We start from the raw sequence: 23,665 nt of genomic DNA, 5'->3' as shown, positions 1-23,665 counted from the left end.
TATTAACCAGCAATATGGCTAATTGCTTTTGTCCCTTTAAAAACGCCATGAAAAAAACGACTGCACTCCTTGTTGTCTTATTCGCTATTTCATTGACTGTATTTTCCCAGGATGCCGCTATTAAAGGTACAGTAATTGACACATCGGAAAAAAGAAACCTTTCCAATGCTGTTATTGCTGTATTGCGACCTGCCGATTCGGTATTGGCAGGCTTTACCCGTACTGATAAAGCGGGCCAGTTCAACCTGCAAAAGTTATTGCCGGGCAAATTTATTCTTATGGTTACCCGCCCGGCCTATGCCGATTATTTCGACCGTATAGAAATAACCAAAAGTTCAACGGTTGACCTGGGCGCTATTTCACTGACCCTGAAAAGCCAGTTGTTGCAGGAAGTAGTAGTACAGCACAAACTGGGCGCTATTCGCATCAAGGGCGATACCACCGAGTATATTGCCGACAGTTTTAAACTGGGTGCGGGCGCTACCGTGGAAGACCTGCTGAAAAAACTACCCGGTATTCAGGTAGACAAAGATGGAAAGATCTCTGCCCAGGGCGAAACGGTTCAAAAAGTATTGGTTGACGGTGAAGAATTTTTCAGCGATGACCCCACCATTGCCACGCGTGGACTAACAGCCGACGCCGTAGATAAAGTACAGGCATTTGATAAAAAAAGCGATCAGGCGGCCTTTACCGGCATCGATGATGGCGAGAAAACAAAGACCATTAACCTGCAACTGAAAGAAGATAGAAAGAAAGGGTATTTTGGCAAAGTGGAACTGGGTTCCGATGCCAACCGTTACTGGAACAATAATGTAATGGTGAATGCCTTTAAAGGAAAACGGAAGTTTGCGGCTTTTAGTATTATGTCGAACACCGGTAAAACGGGGCTCGATTGGAAGGAAGGCATGAACTACGGCGCCAACAATAACGTAGAAATGGGTAGCGATGATGCGGGCGGCATGTACATTTCCTTTAATGGTAATGATGATGAATTTGGTTACGGCAATTATTGGGGCGAAGGCTTGCCCAAAGGATGGAACGGTGGATTGCATTACTCCAATAAATGGAAGGGCGATAAGATCCATTTAAACAGTACGTACCAGTATAATAAAATAAACACGGAAGCCCAGGGAAATACATTCAGCCAGTATCGTTTACCCGATACCATATTATATGTGAATGATTACGGCAATAGCTTCCGAAGCCGCGACAGAAACCGCATCGAGGGCCTGTATGAAATTCAGATCGACTCCTTCTCATCAGTAAAAATAACGGCACAGGCATCAACGGGCAATAACTATGGCCATAGTAAGTTTCACCAGGAATCGTTGAACAGTTACGGTGATACCCTGAGTATTATTGACCGGGAAACCACCACAGATGCAAACAACAAAAACTTCAACTCTACCCTGCTGTGGAAACAGAAATTCAAAAAACAGGGAAGGACCATTTCACTGGCTGCCCGCCAGAATTATACTGAAGTTGCATCGAAAGGCATTTTCTTTTCCGACAACAATTATTTCAGGAACAACGTGCTGGATAGCACTAAAATACTGGACCAGCAAAAAGGAACGGATAATATTACGTCGGTAATAAATTCCCGCATTACATACACCGAGCCGCTTACCAAAAGATCGTTACTCGAATTCAATTACAGTATCGATAACAACCACCGGCAATCGCGCATTGCTACATTTGAAAAAACAGCCCCAACAGGGAAATATGAAGAAAGAATAGATTCCTTAAGCAATGAATACAGCTTTAATGTATTGACACAATCGGGCGGCATCAATTACCGGTATGCCAAACCCAAACGAGTTAATTTTTCCTTCGGCATGAATGTATCTAATGCCGCTTTTTCCCGCAAAGACCTGAAAGGCGATTCCACCATCAATTACAGCTTTACCAATTTTTATCCCCAGGCAAACCTTAACTGGACCATGGGCGGCAAAGGCAACCTGCGGTTTAATTATAACGGAAGCACGCAAGCGCCTTCTATTGACCAGATACAACCGATACAGGACATTACAGACCAATTGAACATCAGGGTGGGCAATCCTGATCTGAAACAGGCATTTCGCCACAACTTTTACCTGACGTTCAACAGTTATAAATTTTTATCGGAGCGAAATATTTATGTCAGCTTAAATATGACTGCCACCCAGCATGATTTCAGTACGCTCAATACATTAGACCTTTCTACCGGGCGAAAAACAAGCAAACCCGTAAATGTGGACGGTAATTATAGAATAAACGGCTACTTCTATTATGGAAAGAAAATAAAGAAATTGGGATTCAGGGCGGGCGTCAATGGCCGGTTCAATGTGAACCACAACACCAATTTTATTGATGGATTACAAAACGAGAACGATAGTTATACATTCGGTGCAGGGCCAGAATTCAGCTATGAAAAGGAAAAGAAATTTTCTATTTGGCTTACCACGAACTTCAACCATAATGTTTCCAAAACATCGTTACGAAGCGACCTGGTTACCCGGTATTGGACGCAAGACCATTATGTAGATGCAAACGTACACCTGCCCTGGAAACTTGAAATAGGCAGTTCCTGCAACTTCAATATTCGCCAAAAAACAAGTGTATTTGACAAGAACAACAATTCAATAAGGTTGAATGCGCGGTTAGACCGGAAGCTGTTCAAGAATGATGCAGCCCGGTTACGGTTCTCCGCCAATGACATCCTTGACCAGAACATCGGGTTCAACCGGAACATCAACAGCAACTTTTTATCAGAGCGAACCTATGATACCATCAGGCGGTATTTTATGCTGTCGTTCATCTGGAATTTTAACAAGAATGGAAAACCGATGGATTGGTAAAAGCAAGTTTATAAGTTCATTAGTTATTAAGTTCTTAACTAAATAACAAAAAACTATCAATAAAGCAATGAAGATACTTATTTATATAATCGCATCATTATCCCCTTCTACGCTTTTGGCGCAGCAACAATTTATTACCCAGGGAAGGATTGAATTTGAACGGAAGACCAACCAGCATGCGTTTATGGATGAAAGCAGCATCTGGGATGATATGGCTAAAAAGAACCTGCCGAAATTTGTAACTTTCTATTATGACCTCACCTTCAAAGGAGACCGCACGATATTCAAAGTGGGCCGTGATCCGGATACGAAGCAGAATAAATATTGGGGCATATTTGATTCGGAGAATACCATTCTCACCAAATTAGACAGCAATACCTCTATAACGCAAAGGAGCATATGGGGCGATTTATATCTGGTAGCAGACTCGCTGCGTCATGTAGAATGGAAGATCACGCCCGAAATAAGAAAGATTGCCGGGTTCGATTGCCGTAAAGCGGTAGGCAAGGTAATGGATTCCATTGTTGTGATCGCATTCTACACCGATGAAATTTTAACCAACGGCGGACCGGAATCATTTAATGGATTACCGGGCATGATACTGGGGCTTGCCATTCCGCGATTGCATACCACCTGGTATGCCACGAAACTGCAATTGATAGAAGTGACAGATAAAGACCTGGTATCGCCAAGGAAAGGAAAGAAAATGACCGGCACTGATTACCGGTCGCATGTGCAAACCATTATGAAAGACTGGGGCAACGACGGCGCCAAGCGACAGTTTCAGTTTTTGTTGTAAAAGGGGGCATTCCATAGTTATTTGTCAAGCGAAACAACCTTACCATCATTGTAATACGCTATGTTTTTAATTGTATGGTCGGGATTATAAGTTAACCACTTACCAATAGGAATTTCTTCCATATAGTTGTCAGAAAATTGTCAGTCATTTAAAAATGCCGTAATATATCTTCTAATTTCATTTCGCTGCTCATTATTAGCGTGGTCGTCCATATCGTTGTGAATGGAGTTTGGAAGTTTGATCATTTTCATTCCAACTGGAATTTCTCTGTTTCTGGATTGGTCAAACCTGTTGTCGCACTACAAATCCTGTTTATAAAGGTTAGCAAGGTTTTCCAACTTCGTTCCTAAAAGTTTCTCCGCATCAAGTTTTGCTTTGTCCTTGTCGGCCTGAGAAAGTTGCTTTTCCAAAGCTTGAATGGCTTCTATGTTTTTCTGTTGCACAAGAACTGAAAAATCACGTTTGCTTTCATTGTATATCAGAAACCACATGTAGCTTTTTGTAAGGTCTTTTTGAACATCCTGTCCGTCACGATACATCATTGCAAGATTTGCTCTCGCTGAAGTGATTTGTCCGCTTATTCTTAAATTTTCCGGTGTTTCTAATAATGCAATACGTGTCGCCCAAATCAACATGCTGTCCATATTCTTCTGAGTCCCACGACCTGCCTTATAATAGGTCACCACGTTAAACATACATTCCACGTCATACTGTTCGGCGCATTTAACAAACCAATAAAATGCTTGATTATCGTCCTCTGTCACACCGCGACCTATTGCGTAACTGTAAGCCATCTTAAACTGTGCGTCTTTCCAACCCTGATTGGCAGCTTTTGAAAACCAAATGTTGGCAATACTGTCGCTTTTGGGAACTTCAACGCCTTGTTGATAGCAGATGCCATAATTATATTGAGCTTCCGCACTTCCCTTTTCAGCTGCTTGTTTGATTAAGGGAACGGCATTTTTGAAGTCTTGTTGGGCAAGGAATTCTTTTGATTTCTTGTTAAGTTCTTCTGCGTTTTGTCCAAAGGAAATTGTCGCTACGAAAGCAGTTAAAATGGTCAATAATTTTTTTTGCATAGAGGTTTTAAATGGTTTATGTTCGAGTATTTGCGAAGGTAGGGAATTCATTGAATGTTCAGCCCGGCACAACGCACAACTGGTGACGGTGGGCGCCAATGATAAACAATATGTTCGTCGCCCCGCCATATTCCAATGCATTGTTAGCGGCTGCCTTGTTCGTTTTCCGAAAGTCGCTTAAAATCATTTCCTCTCCATGATTCCAAGTCCTGCAACGATTCATAGTAGTTCAGTCCAGCAAGTCCAGTACCGCTTGGCGACATTCTTGTTTCCGTAATCACATAGCCATTTTCAAGTAGAAATAGTCCTTTCTCGGATTCGTCGTCATACCAAAGAAAGTCTGAAATCTTAGCCCCTTGAATGTATTTAGCTTTATTCTCTTTATACTCAACTTTGTAAGGCTGATATTCTTTAATTACTACATCTTGTCCAAATATTGCCTTTTTGATTCTATTGAAAATATTTCGCTTTTGTTTTTGATAAGTCGCTGCGATTTCCCCAATGGATTTTCCTTCTTTGTTTACGTGATAAACTGGATAATCAGATAAGTCATTAAAAAGTGTGGTTGCTTTTGCGTCAAGTTCTCTTACCCAAACTTCTTCAGAAAAACTGAAAGGAAATGCTATAACTAAATTATTATCCAGTTCAATAAAACAATCTGCCGTGTCTAGCCACTCTTGCTCTACACCAAAGGTCGCATAGATATTAGTTATTGTTTTGCCGAAAAGTTCCTTAATGGTCATTATTGAAAATAATTAATAAGTGTAGGGCTGTCCTAAGATGTCGCCGCTACTGGCTGTTAGCAGCATGCTCATTTGTTTTTGTCAATTAGTTTTTTGATAACTTTCTGCGGAACTTGCTAATGGCTTGGTCTTAAAATATCCTGTCAACTGCATTTTATATTTTCGTTCATTACCGTTTGCTGCTGCATAATATTCATCACTCATCAATTCAATAATTCCTTCCACTATGTCGCCTTTTTTGAAAGTTGGCTTGCTCACCAAAGTCAATTTGTAAGTTTTACAAGGAACAGATACGCCGAAACTTAAAGAGTCTGTCTTCTTTAATTTATAAATTTCAACGTCAGACTTCGCAAAGTGTCTAACTATACAAGCGTCCTTAAATAAGGCAATTTGATAACCAAAACCTGCAAACATTCCCATAAACCCTATAATGTTTATTGTGTCACCGTCAAGTGAAGTCATAGTCATACATTCGTCAATACTTTTTCCCTTAGCGTAAGTGTCAGCAAGGATGCTGTCATTTTTAAACAATTTAAAATCCATAGAACTCATAGTGACACCGTTAAAAGATTTTACTTTTTTGTCAATCCTGGATTTTATGCTGGGGTCAACAACATAAGCACCATTGTCAAAGCTTTTTGGTGTCTGTCCACAAAATGTTAGTGCTATTAAAAGAATTGTCGGGAAGAAGAGTTTCGAAATATTTGTCATTATTTTTGCAAATATTTTATTAATACGAAGCACAAAGCTTCATTTGAGCACTGAACCCGCCTTTTTGCCAAACGCCTTTTATAGCTATTTTTTCTATAATTCAATATTTTCATTTACATCATCGTTGTTCAAGAAAAAGATTCCAATTCAGTCTATTTGCAGCAAATTTAGTTAGTCCGTTACAGGCTTGGGTTTATATTCCGAATAAGTAATAAATGTTTTTCCATCGTAAAGAAAAAGACTTGTTTCTCTTGTGCCTATCCAAAGATTGCCACTTTTATCTTCCAAAATTGACCAAACCCAAGGATTGGTTAGCCCATCTTTTGTAGAAAAATGAGTGAAAGTTTTGCCATCATAACGGTGAATACCATCACCACCAAACCAAAGGTTTCCCTTTTTGTCTTCTATAATTCGGGTAAACCCATTATTAGGAAACTTAAAACTTGTAAATGATTTGCCATCATACCGGTAGGCTCCACCCCAATTAGTGAACCAAATATTCCCGTTCTTGTCTTGCAGTTGAGGCCAGCCCCAACTATGAGGTTTTGGCGTTGGCCCATCTTGAAATAATTCCATTAGTTCAAGTTTTGTTACAGATTTTCCGTCGTAACGATACACACCTTTGTCGGTTCGTGCTCCAAACCAAATGTTACCTGCTTTATCTTCTAAAATTCGTTCCACGTTATGGTTAGTGCTCAAAAAGCCACTAGCTGTGTCATTAATTATAAATGGAGTAAAAGATTTGCCATCGTAGATATAAACACCATCTATAGTTGCGAACCATAATTTTCCGCTTTTTGCTTGTATGATACTGAATACCCAATGCTTGTTGCGATAGTGGTTATTCTTGTTGGGAGGCAGGTTTTTGGGTAAAGGAATCTTGATTTCTGCAAATGTTTTACCATCGTAAAGACACAGCCCCACTTCTGTACCTATCCAAAACTTACCATCTTTATCTTCAAATAGGGTATAGACGCTATTACTGTTAAGCCCATCTGCCACCAAATATTGGGTAAACGATTTTCCGTCGTATTTATAAAGACCATTTTCTGTGGTGCCGAACCAAAGGTTGCCGGCTTTGTCCTGTAGGATACATTGAACATTTCCATAGCGGGGGCCACCTAAGGTTTTTATAAGTTTTGGATGTTCCTTTTCTTTTGGTAAATCTTTTTTAACCTGTCCGTTGCAGGCAGAGCCAAAAAGTAATATTGTCAAGAAAGTAAAAACTTGAGTTTTTAATAAATAATTTTTCATTGTTCAAATTGTCATTGATCCATTTTATCTATGTGCCGGTTTGGGTGTCGCTCTGCAAAATGACCTCACCACTGTTGAATTATAATACACACCTGTTCATCCCTTAATGCGAATTCTTTAGCACCCCATGGGCGAAGCGTAATTTCTTTAAGATTTGGATGAAGAAATTCTGGATGAGATTTAGAAACCCTTTCATAAACTTCTTCAATATTTTTAGTAACAAACCTAAACTCAGGATTATGTTCCTTGGCAAGCTTTGCATGTTCAAAAAGATAAATGCTTAATCCATCATTATTCAGTACGCAAAAAGGTTGGTCAGATTTTATTTCATTATGTCCAATAACAAAACCTAAACAGTCGGAAAACATTTTCAAGCCATTAGTAATATTCACATAATAAACATTCGGAACTAGTTGTTGAAAATCCATTGTTGTATTTTTTTCTTTACCAAGAAGTTTTTTAATCTAATTACCGCTAACAGTTTTCGGCTTTGCGTTCGGGCGGGATCCCCTTGTTGTATGCTGCTTTTTTGTTCTACATTTCAAGTTTGAAGGATTCTCCGTCAACAAATACTCCTTTAGATGATGTAATTTTAATTTTCTGGTCTTCAGTGTAACCGATGGTTTCGCCATCTTTAAAATTCACGTCACTTCGGGCACGCCTCTGGATGTATAAGATTCTTTTATTGAAAAGATGAACGTACCGCCCGAATACTTTTGTTGCCTGCTGCCCTATTTGTCTTGTGAACTTTGAATTAGTTTTTTAGCAAGTTCCATTTTTAAGTCTTTTCGTTGCAGAAAGGGTCAATGTCAAAAGCCTTAGCGTCTTGCAGCAAGACCATTCCTAAGATTTTTTTGCTGTCTTGAGTTTTGTCTACCTTTTTTTCCAAAACATAGTGATGTGTCAAATAGAGTTGCAGTTAACGTTTTCGGGCTTTGCGTTCATGCGGGTTTCGGACCACAAAAGCTGAAATTATTACTAATATTCAATTGAAAAACTAACATTGAATTTTGCACGTATCCCCGCCTGACGCAAAACCCGTGTTAGCAACTGTTATTTTTAATCGTCTTTAACACATCTTAAACTAATAGCATTACAGTATTGGTTACCATGTTGTCTAGCAACATTTTTTTGTATACTAAATCCATTGAGATTAAATGCTACACACATTCCTTTTTCATTATGACCATCAACCACAGTTGGTTCGTCTAACCAAAATTTTTCAGTTTGCCCTAATTCATAAGATTCAAAAACAGCATTATTGTTCATACGAGCCCAAATATTGCCACTAAATTGTAAGTTAAAGTTTGATTTACCCCCGGACTTCAAATCATTTATCAATGTTTCATTAGAATACAATTGAATTAGTTCTAGCCATTCTTCTCTAGTCGGAATATGCCAGCCAATAGGACAGGCATCTTTAATATAATCTAAATGATATAGTCGTCCATTGTTGTTGCAGTTATTTTGATTGTTACTGTAACACCAGCTACGATGTATAGTGTATTTTAAATTTTCTGCTAACCAAGTCTTTCCATTGATTTTGACTGTCTTATAAGTTCGATTGTCACGTTGGTCTCTATAAGTTCCAGAAAGACCTATACTAACATCTGCTGGTAGCAAAACTAATTCCACTATTTCTTGATAACCAAGTTGAACGCTATGAAGTCCTTTGTATTTCCATTTTCCGTCTAAACTTCTAGCTTCAATGTAATGTTCTCCTGGGAATACTTTAAAAATTCCAAATTCTCCTTTCTTAACATTTCCCACACTTTGATTATCAATCAAAATTTGCGAGTCGTAATTAACTGTAATCATAAATTGTGATTCAGCCAAATCAATCTTCTTATTCATATTTTTATTTAGTGTCGTTTTAAAATTGCTGCTAACGTTCAGGGCTTTATGCAGGTTGGGAATTAGTATTCGTCTGCCGAGAAGCTGATTAAAGAACTAATGTAAAAATTTATTCAAAGGCTTACTAAATTCGGTCGAACCGAACAGGTGTAATGATTAACGATTTGTAGCCGACAATTTGTTCGTCGAGCCGCCATATTGCCAATGCACTGTTGTCTGCAGTTATAGTTGTATGCTTTGAACTGTCGCTTTAAACTTGTCAAGCCATTTTCCGTTTTTTGTGTCAGAGCCTAAGAATAAAATTGCTTTTGTCCCTTTATGAATGATGACTTGATATAAGGATGTCGTGTTATTATTAGCATCTTTTGCCTTTATTGTTACTTCGTAAGCAGGATTTCCGTTAATAGAAATGTCCTTCTTAGTAATGTCACTCATTTGTATTCCTTGAACACTGTATCTTGAAATGGTATAGTCCAAAAACTCTTTTGCTTTTGAAAAGGTGGGAGCTTCAATTGTGGAAAATTGAAAAATTGGTAAGTCGTCTTGCTGTTTATTCAAGTCTTCTTTGCCATTAGGAGTATAAATGAAAACGTTACCCATTGATGAAGCATACTTGAAACCTGTAATGCTACCATCAAACTTAAAAGAAGCTAACTCCAATGGATTAAGGTCAAATGATTTGTCGTAATATGAAGTGCTGAAAATTTTATTCAGTTCATCCATAGCCGTCTTATCGGGAGTTTTGCAAACACCAACAAGCATTACAACAAAATCTTGGTCGCCAAAGGCTAAACCTAATTTTGTTTCACCGTCTGTTTTCGATGGTCCTGAAAAATAGATGGCGTCAAACCCGTTGTATTTAACTGGCTTGTCAATGTCAACTTTTGCTCCCTTACTTTCAATCGCTTCTTTTGTCAAGCTGCCTTTGTATTCAAGAAAGTTGGTGTTGGGAATTTCAAGCACCTGAAAGTAAGTGTTGTCATCTCGTTGCATACGAACCATACTTTCTATTGGTTTGTAATTATCTGGTGTGGAAACAAAAAGTCTTGTTCCTTTCACTCTCTTTAATTTGTCTGACTTAGCAACCATGATTTTGTCTGGGAAACTTTCTTGTCCGCTGCTACAAAACGAAAAGCCGATACAAGAAATAAAAAGAATTGCGAATGTGAATTGTCTCATTTGAATTAATTAGGCTGCTTAATAATTGCAGGTAACGTTCGAGTATTTGCAAAGGCAGGGAATTCATTGATTGTTCAGCCCGGTTGCTTTTGCAAATACTTTTGTTGGTGGTAGTTTTATTGTTGTTTATGGTCCACTTACAATAACAGTAATATTCCGAAGCCCGGTTATGTTCGTAAAGTTAGGACTTCAGTTGATTAGCGATTTGTTGACGAGGATATGTTCTGAATCCAGAATAGCAGAAAGCCCTGTTAGCGGTTCGTTGCGCAGATTTTTGTGTGAACTCGGTTTTCAAACTTTTCCACTATTTACTTTAAATACAAAATTAAATACTAAAAATGCAAACACAACTCCAGCTAATGATCCAAAAATGTCATACCAATCAAATACTCGCCCTGCTTGGTATTGATCTCTAATTTCATTCAAAATCATTAGAAAAAGTGTAACAACACAGGAAATAGTAAAATGTTTAATTGGTTTGTTTAATCGAATCCTATTGGCAACATAAATAAACGGTAGAGCAAACGCCAACCCAAATTTGGGTAAAAATATTGCCAAACCGCCTGCTGGCTGCTGCTTTTCGTCACTCGTAAACGAAAACTAATTTTTTATTAAATGGACTTGTTTGTTTTAATTCAGAAAGTGTTCCGTCGGTATTATATGTAAACTCGAACTTTGAACCCATATCTGTTATCTCCGTGATTTGGCTTTTGTCATTATACAAGTACGTGAAATTATTCATCGTTCCGCTTCCCTTAACAGTCATTTTGGTTACTCTTTTCTTGTTGTCATATTCATAGCACTTTACATTTCTTGGATAAATCTTCATGTCACACTCTTTGTCTTTAGCTGCATTTTTATAAATCCCGTCAGATGGGACGTAATAAGGCAAATGAAAATTCTTGCAAGCAAAAAATAAATCAATAGGTGTGTCTGCTACATTGATTTTTTTTGCTTTAAGCAATGTGTCAATTGTCACCTTTGAGTTCGGGTTTTGGTCGTCAAAATAAATAACTGTCAGTCTTTTACTTTTATTTTGTCCACAAGCGTTTATAAAAATTAGAGTTGTTATCAACAAATAAATGTGTCGCATATATTAGATGTCAGTGTCTGATAATTTGAGAGTTTCTTTAAAGTAGCAGCCTACGAACAGGGCTTTATGCAGGTTGGGAACTAGCATTCCGTCTGCCGATAACCGCTGCTGATTGAAAATATATTGCTGAAGTTATGTAAGAAAGCTGATAGTAATTCGTCTGCTGGAACTGAAGCTGGGATTTGCAATTAACTGATGGTACAAGGTCAAACCCAACTTGCATAAAACCCAATGTTGCTTTGCGATGTGGTGGCATTCCGTACTCCGTCAGTTTAAATTTATTACTAAAGTTTAATAGTATTACAATCGCTGAACACTTATTCATCAGCTACCATATTGCAAAACCGATGTTAGCTGCGATTTATTGGTTTTTAGTTTTCAACTTCTCTTCAAGTTTTGGCAAGTCTTTTTTGTATTGTTCTACATCCCATTTCATATTCCAATTACTTAGATATTGTGCAAGTGGCGGAAGTCCAACATCCGCTCGTCTCTTATCTGCATTGTCCGGGTCAATAAGAGGTAAAACAAAGTATTCGTTTGTCTCCATGTTCCAGCTAACTTGACTACCGTAGATTTGTTTTTTGCCCTGTCTTAAAGCAACGCGATCTTCAAGTAATGCCAAACTGCTTGCTTTTGCGTTTCGATTCTTAACAGCTTCTTTCATTATTGGCAAATATTTCTCTTGTATCGATAAGTCTGCATGTTGAATTACCAAAAACAATGCGTCATTTCCATTTACCCCAATAATGTTGGATCCAAGCCATCCATACTTGTCCAAAATTGCTTTCACTTTTATTTCGTTAATACTGTCTTGCTGATTTAACTTTTGCCAAAGTGCTTGCATCTCCTTTGATTTTGGTCCATATTTCTTTTGAACGCTGTCAAGTTGTTGTCTATAGATTTGGTCGTCGTTGTAAACAATTTCAAGTTGCTTAGCAAGTGTATCATTGAAAGTGGTTTGTCCTATAGAAAATTTTGTGACCAACACAAGGGTCAAAATCGTTACAAGTTTCATTGTGTGTGTGATTTGATATAGCAGTTCTGTCAAAATCGCAGCTAACGTTTTTGGGCTTTGCGTTGGTGGGCTTTTGAAACCGTAAACTGTCTGCCAGCACCAACGTTTATTAATTGTTCAATGTTCATATTCGTACCGTCCGTCCCACTAACGCAAAACCTGTGTTAGCTGACGCTTTTTATCTGTCATAATATGCTTTTCGTCCTTTTACGGTCTTTGTATAATCGTTTAGGTCTTGTCGAAGTATTTTTGCCCCTAAAGCCAAACTTACATTAGTGTCAGACCCATATTTTTTGTCAACAATGTTAAGAACATAGTCAACCATATAAGGATGCGTAAAGTCTGACCTTTTTACCTTAACAATCAAATTGTTTATAGTATAGTAGTATATCCAACTTGTCACGATTGTCTCGAACAATTTTTCTTGTTCGTCTGCTGTCAGAGAATATACTTTGTTGTCGAGATTAAGCGGCTCAAAGTTCAAGTTTAAGTGTCGGTTAAAGTCGTTGTATATTTTGTCAAAACTGTCGCGGGTCAGATTACTGAATAAACAGTTTACATTTTTATTTTGAACACGCAATTTTCCGTACTCGCTAGTCATTGTGAAAAGCTTTGAGGTGTCAATGTGTGGCAAGGTCTCTCTAAGGAAGTAAATGTCTTCTGAATTGTCATTTTTATTTAGTCCAAATATGTTCATTATCGTTCGTCTTAAAATGGCAGCCAACATCCAGGGCTTTCTGCTGTGCTGAAAGTCGACTTCAGCTTGGTATTGTTGCTGAGTAAAGATAGAAAGCTGAGGGTATATTCCAAAGTTCGGTTATTTTCGTTCAGTTGGGACTGAAGCTGAATAGCGATATATCGATGAGGATATGTTCTGAAGCCAGCATAGCAGAAAGCCCCTTGTTGGTGGCATGTGCCATGCAGAGCATCTTCTCAATTGGTCTTGAGTAATGTCACATGAGCTGCAACAGCAAACCACCTGCGTTTTCTTTTTACATACACATCTTGATAGCAATTTCGTCCTGTCACTTCTTTGCCATCCACCTTTAAAACAAATGTTGTGTAAGCGGTTATTAATCCCACGTTGCTAGAAATCAGTTTTACGTCCACACTGTCCGCCCTTATTGAAACTGTCTCCTGTTTATTCAAATTTCTTAGAATGTCATTCTTCGTCATTTTGGTACCGTTAGGAGATATCAGTAGAAAATCGTCAGCAAAGATGTTTGCCAATGTTGCAGTATCCTTTTTTGGATATGAATTGAGCCAGTTCTGATTGAGCGTCTTCAAGTCATCAATATCTTTTTGCTGTCCAATTGCACTTTGAAGATTTGCCAATAATAATACTAACAGAAGCGGCCTTGTCATAATATAAGATGTCTTTTTTGTTGCTGATTGGAAAAAGTTTTCCCTGGCATTGCCGCCAACGAGTTACGGCTTGGCGATGTGGCGGATTTTTGGCACAAATGTTCAATAGAATTCCTGCACTTGAACCAGCATAGCAGAAATCCCCTGTTAGCGGTTCGTTGCGCAGATTTTTGGGTGAACTCGGTTTTCAAACTTTTCCACTATTTACTTTAAATACAAAATTAAATACTAAAAATGCAAATACAACTCCACCTAATGATCCAAAAATGTCATACCAGTCAAATACTCGCCCTGATTGATATTGATCTCTTATTTCATTCAAAATCATTAGGAAAAGTGTAACAACACAGGAAATAGTAAAATGCTTAATTGGTTTGTTTAATCGAATCCTATTGGCAACATAAATAAACGGTAGAGCAAACGCCAACCCTAAATTGGGTAAAAATCCCAGAATAAATAGGGCAGAATTATTGTCACTAAAGTAGGGTCTTAAAAATTTCGATAAATACAAGATGATGCCAGCTGAGATGGCAGCAGTAACTATTTTCCTTTCGTCTTTAATATTTTTTGGGGTCATCGCGAGAATTCCGTCTTGGCTAGAAGCCTGTCATACTTATTCTGAAGCCACCATAGCAGAAACCCTCTTGTGCCGTACTTCTTACGTCTTTCATAAGTTTAAAACGGAGAAATCAATTGTCAATAATTTTGATTTTAGGTCTTAAAATATGTTTGGTGTCTTCTTGTCTTCCTTGTCTTATTTCTCCGTCATTATAATGCTTAAGTCCTTTTACAATAGTCACTTTGCCGCTAATACGAACTCTTTTGCCATTTAATTTCATCAGCTTGTCATATGAAATATTTACAACGTAACCATTTAGATAAATACCGTCTTTAGTCGCTTGTTTGATGTCAATAGTTGTCACAAAGCTAACTTTATTGCTTTCTATGTTGGCATGTTTTAAAGTGTCTTGTCCCTTGCAATAAGGAGTAATTCGTCAGCAATGTTAGTAGAAATAATAGTCTCAAAAATTTCATAAAAATAAACGTTATTGCTTGATAGTTATGTGCGTGCTGGTCATAGTTTTTGTCAAGGTTGCAGTGATTGTCAAACCGTGTACTATGTCCACTTGCTTAGACTTGAGCAAAAGTCCACCAGTTACAAAAGCTAAATTGAAAAACCAAGAACAAAAAATGTACAAAAGCCGAACAAAGATTGTCAAGCCCATGTGGGCTTTGGGTCAAGTCAAATCTAAATGATAAAGAACATTTTTACTGTCGCCCCAACGCTGATGAAACTGTTGGGCAGTATGGCTGTCAATATGTTTATCGTTCTGTTACTCACTTTTTTTCTCCTTCGTTATCTAAGTCAAGTTGTCCAATGTTGTCTTTGATAATTGCTATTTTATCAAATGTCACAGGAATATTATGTGGTTTGCCTAATAAGTTCGTCCCTTTGTGAAACTTATTGTTGCGAATTGTAACTTCATTTTCATACCAACAGTCAAAGAAGTTTACAAAGTCTTTGAATTCGTTATTAGTTATGATTACTGGATTTCCTGTTTTGTTATGTCCGCCTGCTTGAAAGTCCAAGTAATTGTCAAAAGTGCAATTGTCTATTGTCAGTCCGCCTAAAAAATAAGTGAATACGAATTGGCATTTTTTGAAGTGGCAGTTTATTAGTCTTACAGGTTTGTCAAACTGAGTAACACTACCAGAAAAATATTCTACGATACAATTCTCAAATACAACTTCCTTGTCCCATGTGTCAGACGTTTCAATTTTTAGTACTCCGTCAATATAAATGTCAGTCAAGGGTCGTCCGTCTTTTAATAAGTCAGTCGCACTTTCGGTTGTTATGTTATGTTTCGGTAGTGTCGTCATATTATTACCGCTAACGTTTTGGCGCTTGGCGCAGTGGCGGATTTCGGAGCACAAAACTGTCAATACACCACAAACGTTGATGCGAGGTAGAATGTTCAATTAAGCACGTCACCCGCCATTGAGCCAAACGTCTGTTAGTTGTTTGGCTTTCTTTGTTCGTATCAGTTTGTGTCATCGTCCAATTGTTTTGTGACGCCAAACAGCAATAACGTTTGTGTCTGCGTGATGTTCTTCAGGATTGTTTTCTAAAAGTCGTTTTTTAATTTCATATGCTTTTGTGAAGTCGTCAATAAGTCCTTTGTCGTTTACGTCTGCTGGCAAAAATGATTCGTCAAAACCACCACAATTTGTCAAAGCACTGATGCTGAAATCTTGGTCTAATAAATCATAACCGATAAATTCATAACCTTCAACGTTTATATTCTTGCAGTCTTTGTCTGGCTCTAACACAACTGTCAAAAGGTTAAACTTGCTTTTTGCTTTTAGACGTTTGAATACAAAGTCAAGTGTCGTAAAAAAGCCTGTTTGATATTGTTCTACGATATGAATATAGTTCCAATCGTCTGCATTGTCATAATCAGGGTCAACTAAAATTTCATTTAACATTCCGTCTAGCGAAACAAGTTCGGTTAAATGTGTCAACTTAGACCATTCAATGTATTTGTCCCAAGACATTCCGTCTTCGTCATAAGTACTGTCATATGTTCCCCTTGCAGTATATAAAAATATCATTTCTTATTTCTGTTGTGTCGTTTTAAGCTGACCGCTAACGGAAAGGCATTGGTGCAGGCGGGATGTTTATACTGTCCAGCCCCGAACAAATGATGATTGAAAATATTTTTGAGGAAGATATGATCTAAAGTGAAATTAATAACGTCCAACCCGGACTAATGTACAGCGATGCAAACTGCTGAAGTTCCAATGTCCAGCCCCGCTTGCCAGCAATACCCATGTTAGCAGCACGTAATTATGATGCAATAAGTCTTTTTACTGTTCCCGAAATTGATGAATCTATGGTATTTTTGTAGTTCTCAAATTCGTAATAAGTCGTGCCAGAATTAGGTATTAAGTTTACTACAATAAAAAAGAGAACAACAAAGCCAATACCGGTCAAAATACTTTTTACTTTCATTTTATTACTAAAGTTCATTAGAAGCACAAAGCTCCAAATTTGCACGTCAGCCCTTTTGACGCAAAACCCGTGTTACCTGTTGGCTTTTTCAAGATTTTTCATATATTTATCACTCATTTCAGCGAGATAGATGTGTGGCCGGCTATTTAGCGTTTTAGGACGCAAGTCAACCGATTATAAAGGTGAATTAAACAAGGGTAATGCATCTATCTCCTGTAATGAACGCTGTAAAACCATAGTTTTTCATTTCGATTTCTTGTATTTAGCTTTCTTAATATAATTACTTGAACGACTTGTTCACCGAGTTGCTTGTCAATGTATCTCGCCCTAATTCCTAATTTTTGCTCAAGTTCAAATAAATTTTCCTTTTGGTTAAGCAAAAAGAACTTGTCTTTTTCAACTTGGTCAATCATTTGTTTCGCAACTCCTAACAATTTTAATGAGTTAATTCGTCTTTCTGCGCCTCTATTTGACGACAAAATATGATTCCAACCAGTTCTTGAAACTCTAACATTCTTATCTAGTGCTTTACAAAATATGGTATTACCATTTTTCCAATCCTTGTAAAATTTATGAGATTCTTCTTTGAGCTTTATAGAATTCAAGAGTCTTTTACTTTCAGTATTCAACTCAATTAAAGGTAAATGAGCATTGGACATAAGAGGTCTTATCAATTTAAGAAACGCCCCTTTACTGTGCTCACCAAAAACATTTTTTTTCGGAATGCTAATTAGTGTTTTTGAATTCTCAACTCTTAAATCATCACTTTTTAAATCTACCCACCATGCTTTTGAATTTAAGCGACTTTCCTTCCAAGTGGTCCTACCCTTATCATCTTTAACAATATTTCCACTCTTATCTCTGATTGGTTTTGCTGGGTTTACAAAAATTAAAATCGCAGGCTCAACTTGTTTTTTCCAATATTCAATATGCTCAATTAACCCATGTTCATCGTCAATGGATATTTTTATTTCATCTTTAGTTTCGCTCGATATATATTTTGCCCCGCACTTCACTTGAACGTTAATTTTTACACCAAGGTCAGTGTTTCTTTTTTTCATGAGAATTAATCCGTCAATTCCTTTGTCATTTCTTGCGTCAAAAGGTTGCCAACCGCATTCCCAGAACTCTTGAATAAATTGAGCGACAACTCTCATTCCAGTTGCTTCATTTTTTATCCTAATTCTATATGGTAAGTCGCTCATGTGTATCGTCTTTAAGTTTGAAGCTAACGGGCAGGGCTTTATGCAGGTTGGGAATTAGTATTCCGTCTGCCGATAACCGCTGCTGATTGATAATATATTGTTGAAGTTATGTACAAAAGCTGATAGTTATTCGTCTGCTGGAACTGAAGCTAGGATTTGCAATTAGCTGATGTTAAAATGTCAAGCCCAACTTGCATAAAACCCAATGTTAGCAGCACACTCTTTGTCAATAAGCTAATTTGAATGTTTCGCCTTCAACAAATTGTCCCTTAGAAAAACTGATTGCTATTTTTTCTTCTGCTGAACCGCCAACAGTTTGTCCATCTTGAAATGCTACATCGTAATCCAACACATAATGAGCAATATTGAAAAGGAATCCTCTTATGTCTTCCAAGGTTTTTGAAGAGTTTACAATTTCCATCTCGGTTTTGTTAAACTCTTTAAGCCCGTATGTATAACCTGCATTGCCATTTTCAGTCATACGTAAGCCAAAATAAATCCAGAGGTTCAAAGGCAAGTATTCCTCACTCATTACTTCAGCCTCATTCAAATAGTCTTCTTTAGGTATCAACAAAGATTGGTTTCCTTTGTAAACTCCGATTGCATTTGTTGTCCGCAAAAGTGAACAAAGAACTTGTGTAAAAAGTTTGAATCGCTTTATCTGGTCTTGTCCACCTTGCATAACGGAAACAATCAAATGGCTTTTATGGTCTTTTGTGTCTTCTAATGCGGTTTGCCAATTGTAGGAATATTGAGCTGTCGCTTCAATGTCACCTTTGGGAATAGGAATGTCCATGTGTGCAATAGCCACCATTTCATCGCCGATTCTAAATACAAAAGAAGCATTGTCACCAGAAGGTTCTTGAATGGTTTTAACGTAATTGTTTTTGAAATCGACAGTAAATCGGTCAATGTCAAAAGTATTGTTGTCATTGAGCATTATCATTCCAAGAATGATTTTGCTGTCGTGTGAGGTGTCCGTCTTTTTCTTTTTCCAAAACATAGGGTTGTTAAATAGAGTTGCTGCTAACGTACAGGGCTGTGCAGGTGGGGAATTAGCATTCCGTCTGTTCATTACCGCTGCTAAATTCATAAATTATTATTCATTGTTTATTTTATCGCTTGGCTTAGTTCGTCCAGACGAAACTGCTGATGATGATTGCACTTAGCTGAAGTTACAATGCCGTGCTCCGCTTGCACAAAACCACCTGTTGTGCGTTCGTTTTAGTCAGCCAATTTTAAATGTTTTGTCAATAGGCTCTCAAGCTCCTCCAAAATCAAATTGTCAAACTCACCAGCCGGCGAATATGGTAATTGATTGTCCGTCGATGGATTTTCTAAAGCCAAATAGTAATTGTTGTCCTTGCCACTTATTGTTGATATGTAAGCTAAAAACTGACCACTTCTATCAGTTAAGCCAGTCGCCTCTGCATCGCTTTCCCAATGGTCGTTTATCAGAATATTTGTCGCACCATATTTAGTTCGGAAAAAGTCTACGACGTACAATATTCTCTCGCTCTTTTTTTGCTGTTTTTCTTTAAGACCTTTTATATAGTCAGATGAATTGCCATTCCAGAAACACTTGATACATCGTCCGTTTGCGAATTCGTGTTGACAGTTTTCATAACCATATAAAACATGAGAGCACTCGGGGCAGAGTCTAGTCATTTGAGAAGTGTCGGAATAATATTCGCTATTGCATTCGTCGCAAATACTGATATTTTTTAGCTGATTGTTCATGTTAGAGTAGCCGAAAGAATGACGCACAACGGCCGGGGCTTGGCGCTGTGGCGATATTCCGTGATCCGTCAGCCCGGTGCTGGTGATAAACAAAATTATGAATATGAATTTATGAAAAAGTTGCCTTTGTAATCGTGTCGGCCCCTGACCCACAGCTTAGCAGCGAACGGAACGATGAGTATATATTCTTCCGCCGCCATAGTGCCAAACCCCATGTTAGCGGCATGGGCTATTTTATTGTTCTCTGTCTAAGTTCTTCTATCTCTTTAAGCTTTTCTAAAGTGTCATCGAGAGCTTCATTATATTGTTCTAACTCTTTTAAAGGAACATAAAGTTTGTTTATCGGTGCGTTATTCGCTATCATCCAACTATTGTTGTCGCCAACAATATCATATAGCATATCTCTAAATTCCTCAAGAGCTTGAACCGGAACGTTTAGTTTTTGTAGCGGAGCAAAGTAATAGCTATTAACCAACCAGCTACCATCCGAACCGGTTAAGTCACTCAAAACCTCTTGAAACTCCTTTAGTTCTTTAAGTGGAACGTGAAGCCTATCAATTAGAGAGTTTCCGTAAACAAATATTGAATTTCTGTCACCAACTATTGTTTCCAATGTTTCTTTGAATTCTTTAAGTTTATCAGTGGAGATATTTGGAAGACTACCGGTTTGATTTAATACTCCTAAAAGATCTGAAAGGTTGCTTTGAATAACTTTGTATTCATTGTCCTTATGTGCAAAGTAAGAAAGCTGTTCTGCCTTGCTTAACTCTATATCCAAAAATTCCAATCGAACGCCATAGCCAACAGGTGAGTTAAGTATAGAAGCAATTCTTTCTAAATGATAAATTTCAACTTCTACATTTTTTCCTGCCTTCTTAATTTTTGCTCTTTCTCCTATAGTTAGATGTTGGTTTGTAAAGAATATTATGCCATCTGCTTTATTCTTTGAAACGCCAGCGAAGTCTTGCTGAAATTTTTTAGAAATTGTAGTAAAAGCCTGAGCTGTTCTTGGAAAATAAACGGCTACAATAAAAGTCTTGTCACCTTTTTTGCAACTAATATCTTTTGTGCCATCTCGTCCACCCATTGGATGTGATGGGTCTATGTCAGTGAAGTTATCTAAATGTAATACGCTACTTGCCAGCCGTTCTGCTGACTTTTGATCCTTCTTCCAATTGGTAAGAGTTTCAGTTGTCTCGTCACCCGAATATTGTCTTTGTTTTGGCATCGTGAAGTTTTTGAAGCCTTGCCACTAACGAACAGGGCTTTATGCAGGTTGGGAAATAACATTCCGTCTGCCGATAATCACTGTCGATTGAAAATATATTGTTGAAGTTATGTACAAAAACTTATAGTTATTCGTCTGACCGAACTGAAGCTGGGATTTGCAATTAGTTGATGTTAGAATGTCGAGCCCAACTTGCATAAAACCCAATGTTAGCCGCATTCGTTAGAGTGCTAAAAGCTTTGATTTGTCTGGATAACTGTTCGATACAACTAATGTAGTCTGTCCTTGCCATTGTTGCATATAAATAACATCATTACTGAACCAAAGAGTGTATTGGTCGGATGCTTCTGATAAAAGGTCAAGTTTTAATTCTTTGTCAACATTGTTATTTTTAAGAATACGGTCTCTGAAAAGAAGTTCAAAGTCTTTTCGATTACGCATCTCGTCCCACAAGGCTAAATGTTCAACTGTTTTGGCAAAGCTAGAAGCCTTTGCTTCATAATCCTCATAATAAACCCCATTTTCATCTAAAAAGAATTGCATTTGATAACGTGTGGTCGCACAATCAAAAAAGTATTTTGGTGATGCTGATTCCGATTCTTCAAATTCTACAATCGCTGTTTTACTGGACTTAGGATATCCGCCCCCTCCTTTTATAAGACTGAACTTAATAGGTTCAAGTCCTGCATAGAAAATAAAACCACCATATCTTTTCTGAAAGTCAATCAATGGTTCAAATATTGGTGCATTATTATAATTGACGGTTCTCGAATCTCAGAGTCTGTCAGTTGTGAACTTTCTCTTTTAGATTTCTGCAAAAAATCGGATGCTCTCTTTGACAGTATCATATTTAAAGTGGATGTGAATAATTGCGGCTAACGGCCACCAAAAAGGAATAGCAAAATTTTTAGTCGCACCAATTTGTTGTTGTGAATTTTGGGATTGAAACTGGTCGAAGAACTTGCAGTCAACGTTCAGGACTTTATGCAGGTTGGGAATTGGTATTCCGTGTCGCCCAACTTGCATAAAACCCAATGTTAGTGGCTGGCCATTGTCTATTTTGGTGCTGTCCAAATTCGAACAAGTCCATTCTTTGCATTTTGTCCATAATGTTCAGTTGAAACGGCTTTGTCATTATAGTCAATGTAATAAACAGATTTCAATGTCAGTCCTTTTAGTTTCTCTTTAGCTTCTGTATGATGTATCAATAAATTGTCAATGTAAAGTACCGGATCTTTTGCGTCTGTAAAAAAGTGTTGAGAAAATGAAACGTAATTATCAACAAAACGTTGTCTTACAGTTCTAAAAAGTTCCCTTTTTCGTTTAAGTTTTTGATTGTAAGCAAAAGTAACAAGGATAACATCATTGTTGTTATGCATTAGATTTCTTGCTGCTTCCTTTAAAATATCAATGCTTACCAAATATTTAAATCCGTTTGCTAGAAGCACGGAATCAATTGTCACACTATCAGCCGCAGAGTAAGGAATGCCATTTATTACATACATTGTCTGTTTGAATCTGAAAGTCGAGTCAATTAATTTTACTTTTTCATCTAAAAGTCTTTTGTCAAGTTGTTGTGCATTTAAAGTAGCTTGAGTCACGCAAAAGAAAAATGTCAGCAGAAGAAATTTCATTTTTATAAATGCCTTGTCAGCCAATTTTACATAAGATGTAGGATATCTCTTTTGGCTTGCTACCAACGTTGAAGCATTGGCGATGTAGCGGTATGGCAGTTTTTGTCTAACGACATGATACTTTGTCCAATGCTCCGTTTAAAACAGTAAATGATAAGATTTGGTAACAGTCCACAGTTTTATTGTCAACAGATGCTGCTTGCCAGTTTTGATGTATATCTTTTACTATTTTCAACACTTGATGTGCCATTTCCTGTAAGTTACCTTTGCCTTTGCTTATTATTTGAAAATTTCCTGATTATCCATTGCAATTAACTAAGAATCCGATATGAACTCTAAAAACGATATTCTTAGCTCTTGTGTCAGTCAAGGGGTGCGATGCAAAATATTTTTTAAGCTCGTCAAGCCCACCTTGGAATGAAGGATTTGTGTCTGGCTTTGCAAGAGTTTGTCCAACCTGGCCTTTTAATATCATGTCATCAACTGAATAATTTACAGTTTCTGAACACGATTTGATTTGTATAGTGTCAGAAGTTTGGGTCTGTCATAGGATGTTGAGACTGTAAGGAATAACACAACAAGAAAGATCATGAAATTTTTCATACTGGAATGTGTCTTTTTAAAATTACAGCCAACGTTTTTGAGCTTTGCATTCGGACGGGTTTCAAAAATTCCCAGTGGACGGGTGCCACCGTTCTTCTTGTCTATCTGCACTTGTCTCACTGGTTGTGGGAAGTAGCTTCCTGAGCTCATACGATTCCATAACTTGTACAGATTACCCTGCAAGTTTTCTTCGTATGCTTCCAGCGACACATCGTCTACACCATAGCTACCCTTATTGGCCTTCACCGTTTGATAGGCAAGTACTACCCGGTCAAATCTAATGTCAAAAGGTTTTTGTTTCGTTTGCGACATC

23 protein-coding genes and 1 pseudogene are annotated in these 23,665 nt (G+C 37.6%); 2 read left to right on the top strand and 22 right to left on the bottom strand.

Annotation, left to right across the window (positions count from 1 at the left end):
* Nucleotides 1–47 precede the first annotated feature (47 nt).
* On the top strand, nucleotides 48–2,837 hold the full coding sequence (locus FAM09_RS14960) for an outer membrane beta-barrel protein (protein WP_166437164.1): 2,790 nt from the start codon (nucleotides 48–50) through the stop codon (nucleotides 2,835–2,837).
* A 67-nt stretch (nucleotides 2,838–2,904) separates the two neighbouring features.
* Entirely contained in the window at nucleotides 2,905–3,636 is a 732-nt protein-coding gene (locus FAM09_RS14955; protein ID WP_136577939.1) for a GLPGLI family protein, read from the top strand.
* Between the two features lie 299 nt (nucleotides 3,637–3,935).
* Here the strand turns inward: FAM09_RS14955 and FAM09_RS14950 are convergent, their stop codons facing one another.
* The 22 genes and pseudogenes from FAM09_RS14950 to FAM09_RS30910 all read right to left on the bottom strand — a co-directional run.
* Nucleotides 3,936–4,715, bottom strand: coding sequence for a tetratricopeptide repeat protein (locus FAM09_RS14950; RefSeq protein WP_166437163.1), 780 nt, complete (start codon nucleotides 4,713–4,715; stop codon nucleotides 3,936–3,938).
* 143 nt (nucleotides 4,716–4,858) lie between these two features.
* Nucleotides 4,859–5,458, bottom strand: coding sequence for a hypothetical protein (locus FAM09_RS14945; RefSeq protein WP_136577937.1), 600 nt, complete (start codon nucleotides 5,456–5,458; stop codon nucleotides 4,859–4,861).
* 81 nt (nucleotides 5,459–5,539) lie between these two features.
* Nucleotides 5,540–6,169, bottom strand: coding sequence for a hypothetical protein (locus FAM09_RS14940; protein WP_166437162.1), 630 nt, complete (start codon nucleotides 6,167–6,169; stop codon nucleotides 5,540–5,542).
* Nucleotides 6,170–6,340: 171 nt separating this feature from the next.
* Entirely contained in the window at nucleotides 6,341–7,423 is a 1,083-nt protein-coding gene (locus FAM09_RS14935) for a ligand-binding sensor domain-containing protein (RefSeq protein WP_136577935.1), read from the bottom strand.
* Between the two features lie 65 nt (nucleotides 7,424–7,488).
* The gene (locus FAM09_RS14930) at nucleotides 7,489–7,851 is read right to left on the bottom strand and encodes a VOC family protein (RefSeq protein WP_136577934.1); all 363 of its coding nucleotides are present in this window, start codon (nucleotides 7,849–7,851) and stop codon (nucleotides 7,489–7,491) included.
* A gap of 106 nt (nucleotides 7,852–7,957) precedes the next feature.
* Nucleotides 7,958–8,068, bottom strand: a complete 111-nt coding sequence (locus FAM09_RS31575; protein WP_208025574.1) for a DUF4261 domain-containing protein — start codon at nucleotides 8,066–8,068, stop codon at nucleotides 7,958–7,960.
* A gap of 414 nt (nucleotides 8,069–8,482) precedes the next feature.
* The gene (locus FAM09_RS14920; protein ID WP_136577933.1) at nucleotides 8,483–9,277 is read right to left on the bottom strand and encodes an FISUMP domain-containing protein; all 795 of its coding nucleotides are present in this window, start codon (nucleotides 9,275–9,277) and stop codon (nucleotides 8,483–8,485) included.
* Nucleotides 9,278–9,499: 222 nt separating this feature from the next.
* Nucleotides 9,500–10,456, bottom strand: a complete 957-nt coding sequence (locus FAM09_RS14915; protein WP_136577932.1) for a hypothetical protein — start codon at nucleotides 10,454–10,456, stop codon at nucleotides 9,500–9,502.
* A gap of 583 nt (nucleotides 10,457–11,039) precedes the next feature.
* Entirely contained in the window at nucleotides 11,040–11,549 is a 510-nt protein-coding gene (locus FAM09_RS14910; RefSeq protein ID WP_136577931.1) for a hypothetical protein, read from the bottom strand.
* A gap of 361 nt (nucleotides 11,550–11,910) precedes the next feature.
* Nucleotides 11,911–12,564 carry a DUF6624 domain-containing protein gene (locus tag FAM09_RS14905; RefSeq protein ID WP_136577930.1) on the bottom strand — a complete coding sequence of 218 codons (654 nt, stop codon included), beginning with the start codon at nucleotides 12,562–12,564 and terminating at the stop codon, nucleotides 11,911–11,913.
* A gap of 933 nt (nucleotides 12,565–13,497) precedes the next feature.
* Nucleotides 13,498–13,929: a nuclear transport factor 2 family protein gene (locus FAM09_RS14900; protein WP_136577929.1), complete on the bottom strand. Its 432-nt coding sequence runs from the start codon at nucleotides 13,927–13,929 to the stop codon at nucleotides 13,498–13,500.
* A gap of 187 nt (nucleotides 13,930–14,116) precedes the next feature.
* Entirely contained in the window at nucleotides 14,117–14,506 is a 390-nt protein-coding gene (locus FAM09_RS14895) for a hypothetical protein (protein WP_136577928.1), read from the bottom strand.
* 112 nt (nucleotides 14,507–14,618) lie between these two features.
* On the bottom strand, nucleotides 14,619–14,852 hold the full coding sequence (locus tag FAM09_RS14890; RefSeq protein WP_136577927.1) for a hypothetical protein: 234 nt from the start codon (nucleotides 14,850–14,852) through the stop codon (nucleotides 14,619–14,621).
* A 415-nt stretch (nucleotides 14,853–15,267) separates the two neighbouring features.
* Nucleotides 15,268–15,810 (bottom strand): right-handed parallel beta-helix repeat-containing protein, encoded by a 543-nt coding sequence (locus FAM09_RS14885; RefSeq protein ID WP_136577926.1) that lies wholly within the window; start codon nucleotides 15,808–15,810, stop codon nucleotides 15,268–15,270.
* A 171-nt stretch (nucleotides 15,811–15,981) separates the two neighbouring features.
* Entirely contained in the window at nucleotides 15,982–16,542 is a 561-nt protein-coding gene (locus tag FAM09_RS14880) for a hypothetical protein (RefSeq protein ID WP_136577925.1), read from the bottom strand.
* Between the two features lie 606 nt (nucleotides 16,543–17,148).
* Entirely contained in the window at nucleotides 17,149–18,147 is a 999-nt protein-coding gene (locus FAM09_RS14875) for a DUF4365 domain-containing protein (RefSeq protein ID WP_136577924.1), read from the bottom strand.
* Nucleotides 18,148–18,373: 226 nt separating this feature from the next.
* Nucleotides 18,374–19,240 carry a DUF4261 domain-containing protein gene (locus FAM09_RS14870; RefSeq protein ID WP_136577923.1) on the bottom strand — a complete coding sequence of 289 codons (867 nt, stop codon included), beginning with the start codon at nucleotides 19,238–19,240 and terminating at the stop codon, nucleotides 18,374–18,376.
* Nucleotides 19,241–19,371: 131 nt separating this feature from the next.
* Complete coding sequence (locus FAM09_RS31060; RefSeq protein ID WP_208025573.1) at nucleotides 19,372–19,980, bottom strand: hypothetical protein; 609 nt, start codon at nucleotides 19,978–19,980, stop codon at nucleotides 19,372–19,374.
* Nucleotides 19,981–20,116: 136 nt separating this feature from the next.
* Nucleotides 20,117–21,115 carry a hypothetical protein gene (locus FAM09_RS14860; protein ID WP_136577922.1) on the bottom strand — a complete coding sequence of 333 codons (999 nt, stop codon included), beginning with the start codon at nucleotides 21,113–21,115 and terminating at the stop codon, nucleotides 20,117–20,119.
* 222 nt (nucleotides 21,116–21,337) lie between these two features.
* Nucleotides 21,338–21,844, bottom strand: coding sequence for a hypothetical protein (locus FAM09_RS14855; RefSeq protein WP_136577921.1), 507 nt, complete (start codon nucleotides 21,842–21,844; stop codon nucleotides 21,338–21,340).
* Nucleotides 21,845–22,170: 326 nt separating this feature from the next.
* Nucleotides 22,171–22,773: a hypothetical protein gene (locus tag FAM09_RS14850; protein ID WP_136577920.1), complete on the bottom strand. Its 603-nt coding sequence runs from the start codon at nucleotides 22,771–22,773 to the stop codon at nucleotides 22,171–22,173.
* Between the two features lie 468 nt (nucleotides 22,774–23,241).
* A pseudogene (locus FAM09_RS30910) lies at nucleotides 23,242–23,665 on the bottom strand (hypothetical protein); the annotation flags it as partial.

Source organism: Niastella caeni, assembly GCF_004834005.1.
Classification (GTDB): domain Bacteria; phylum Bacteroidota; class Bacteroidia; order Chitinophagales; family Chitinophagaceae; genus Niastella; species Niastella caeni.
This window is presented reverse-complemented; position numbering and strand designations above follow the sequence as displayed.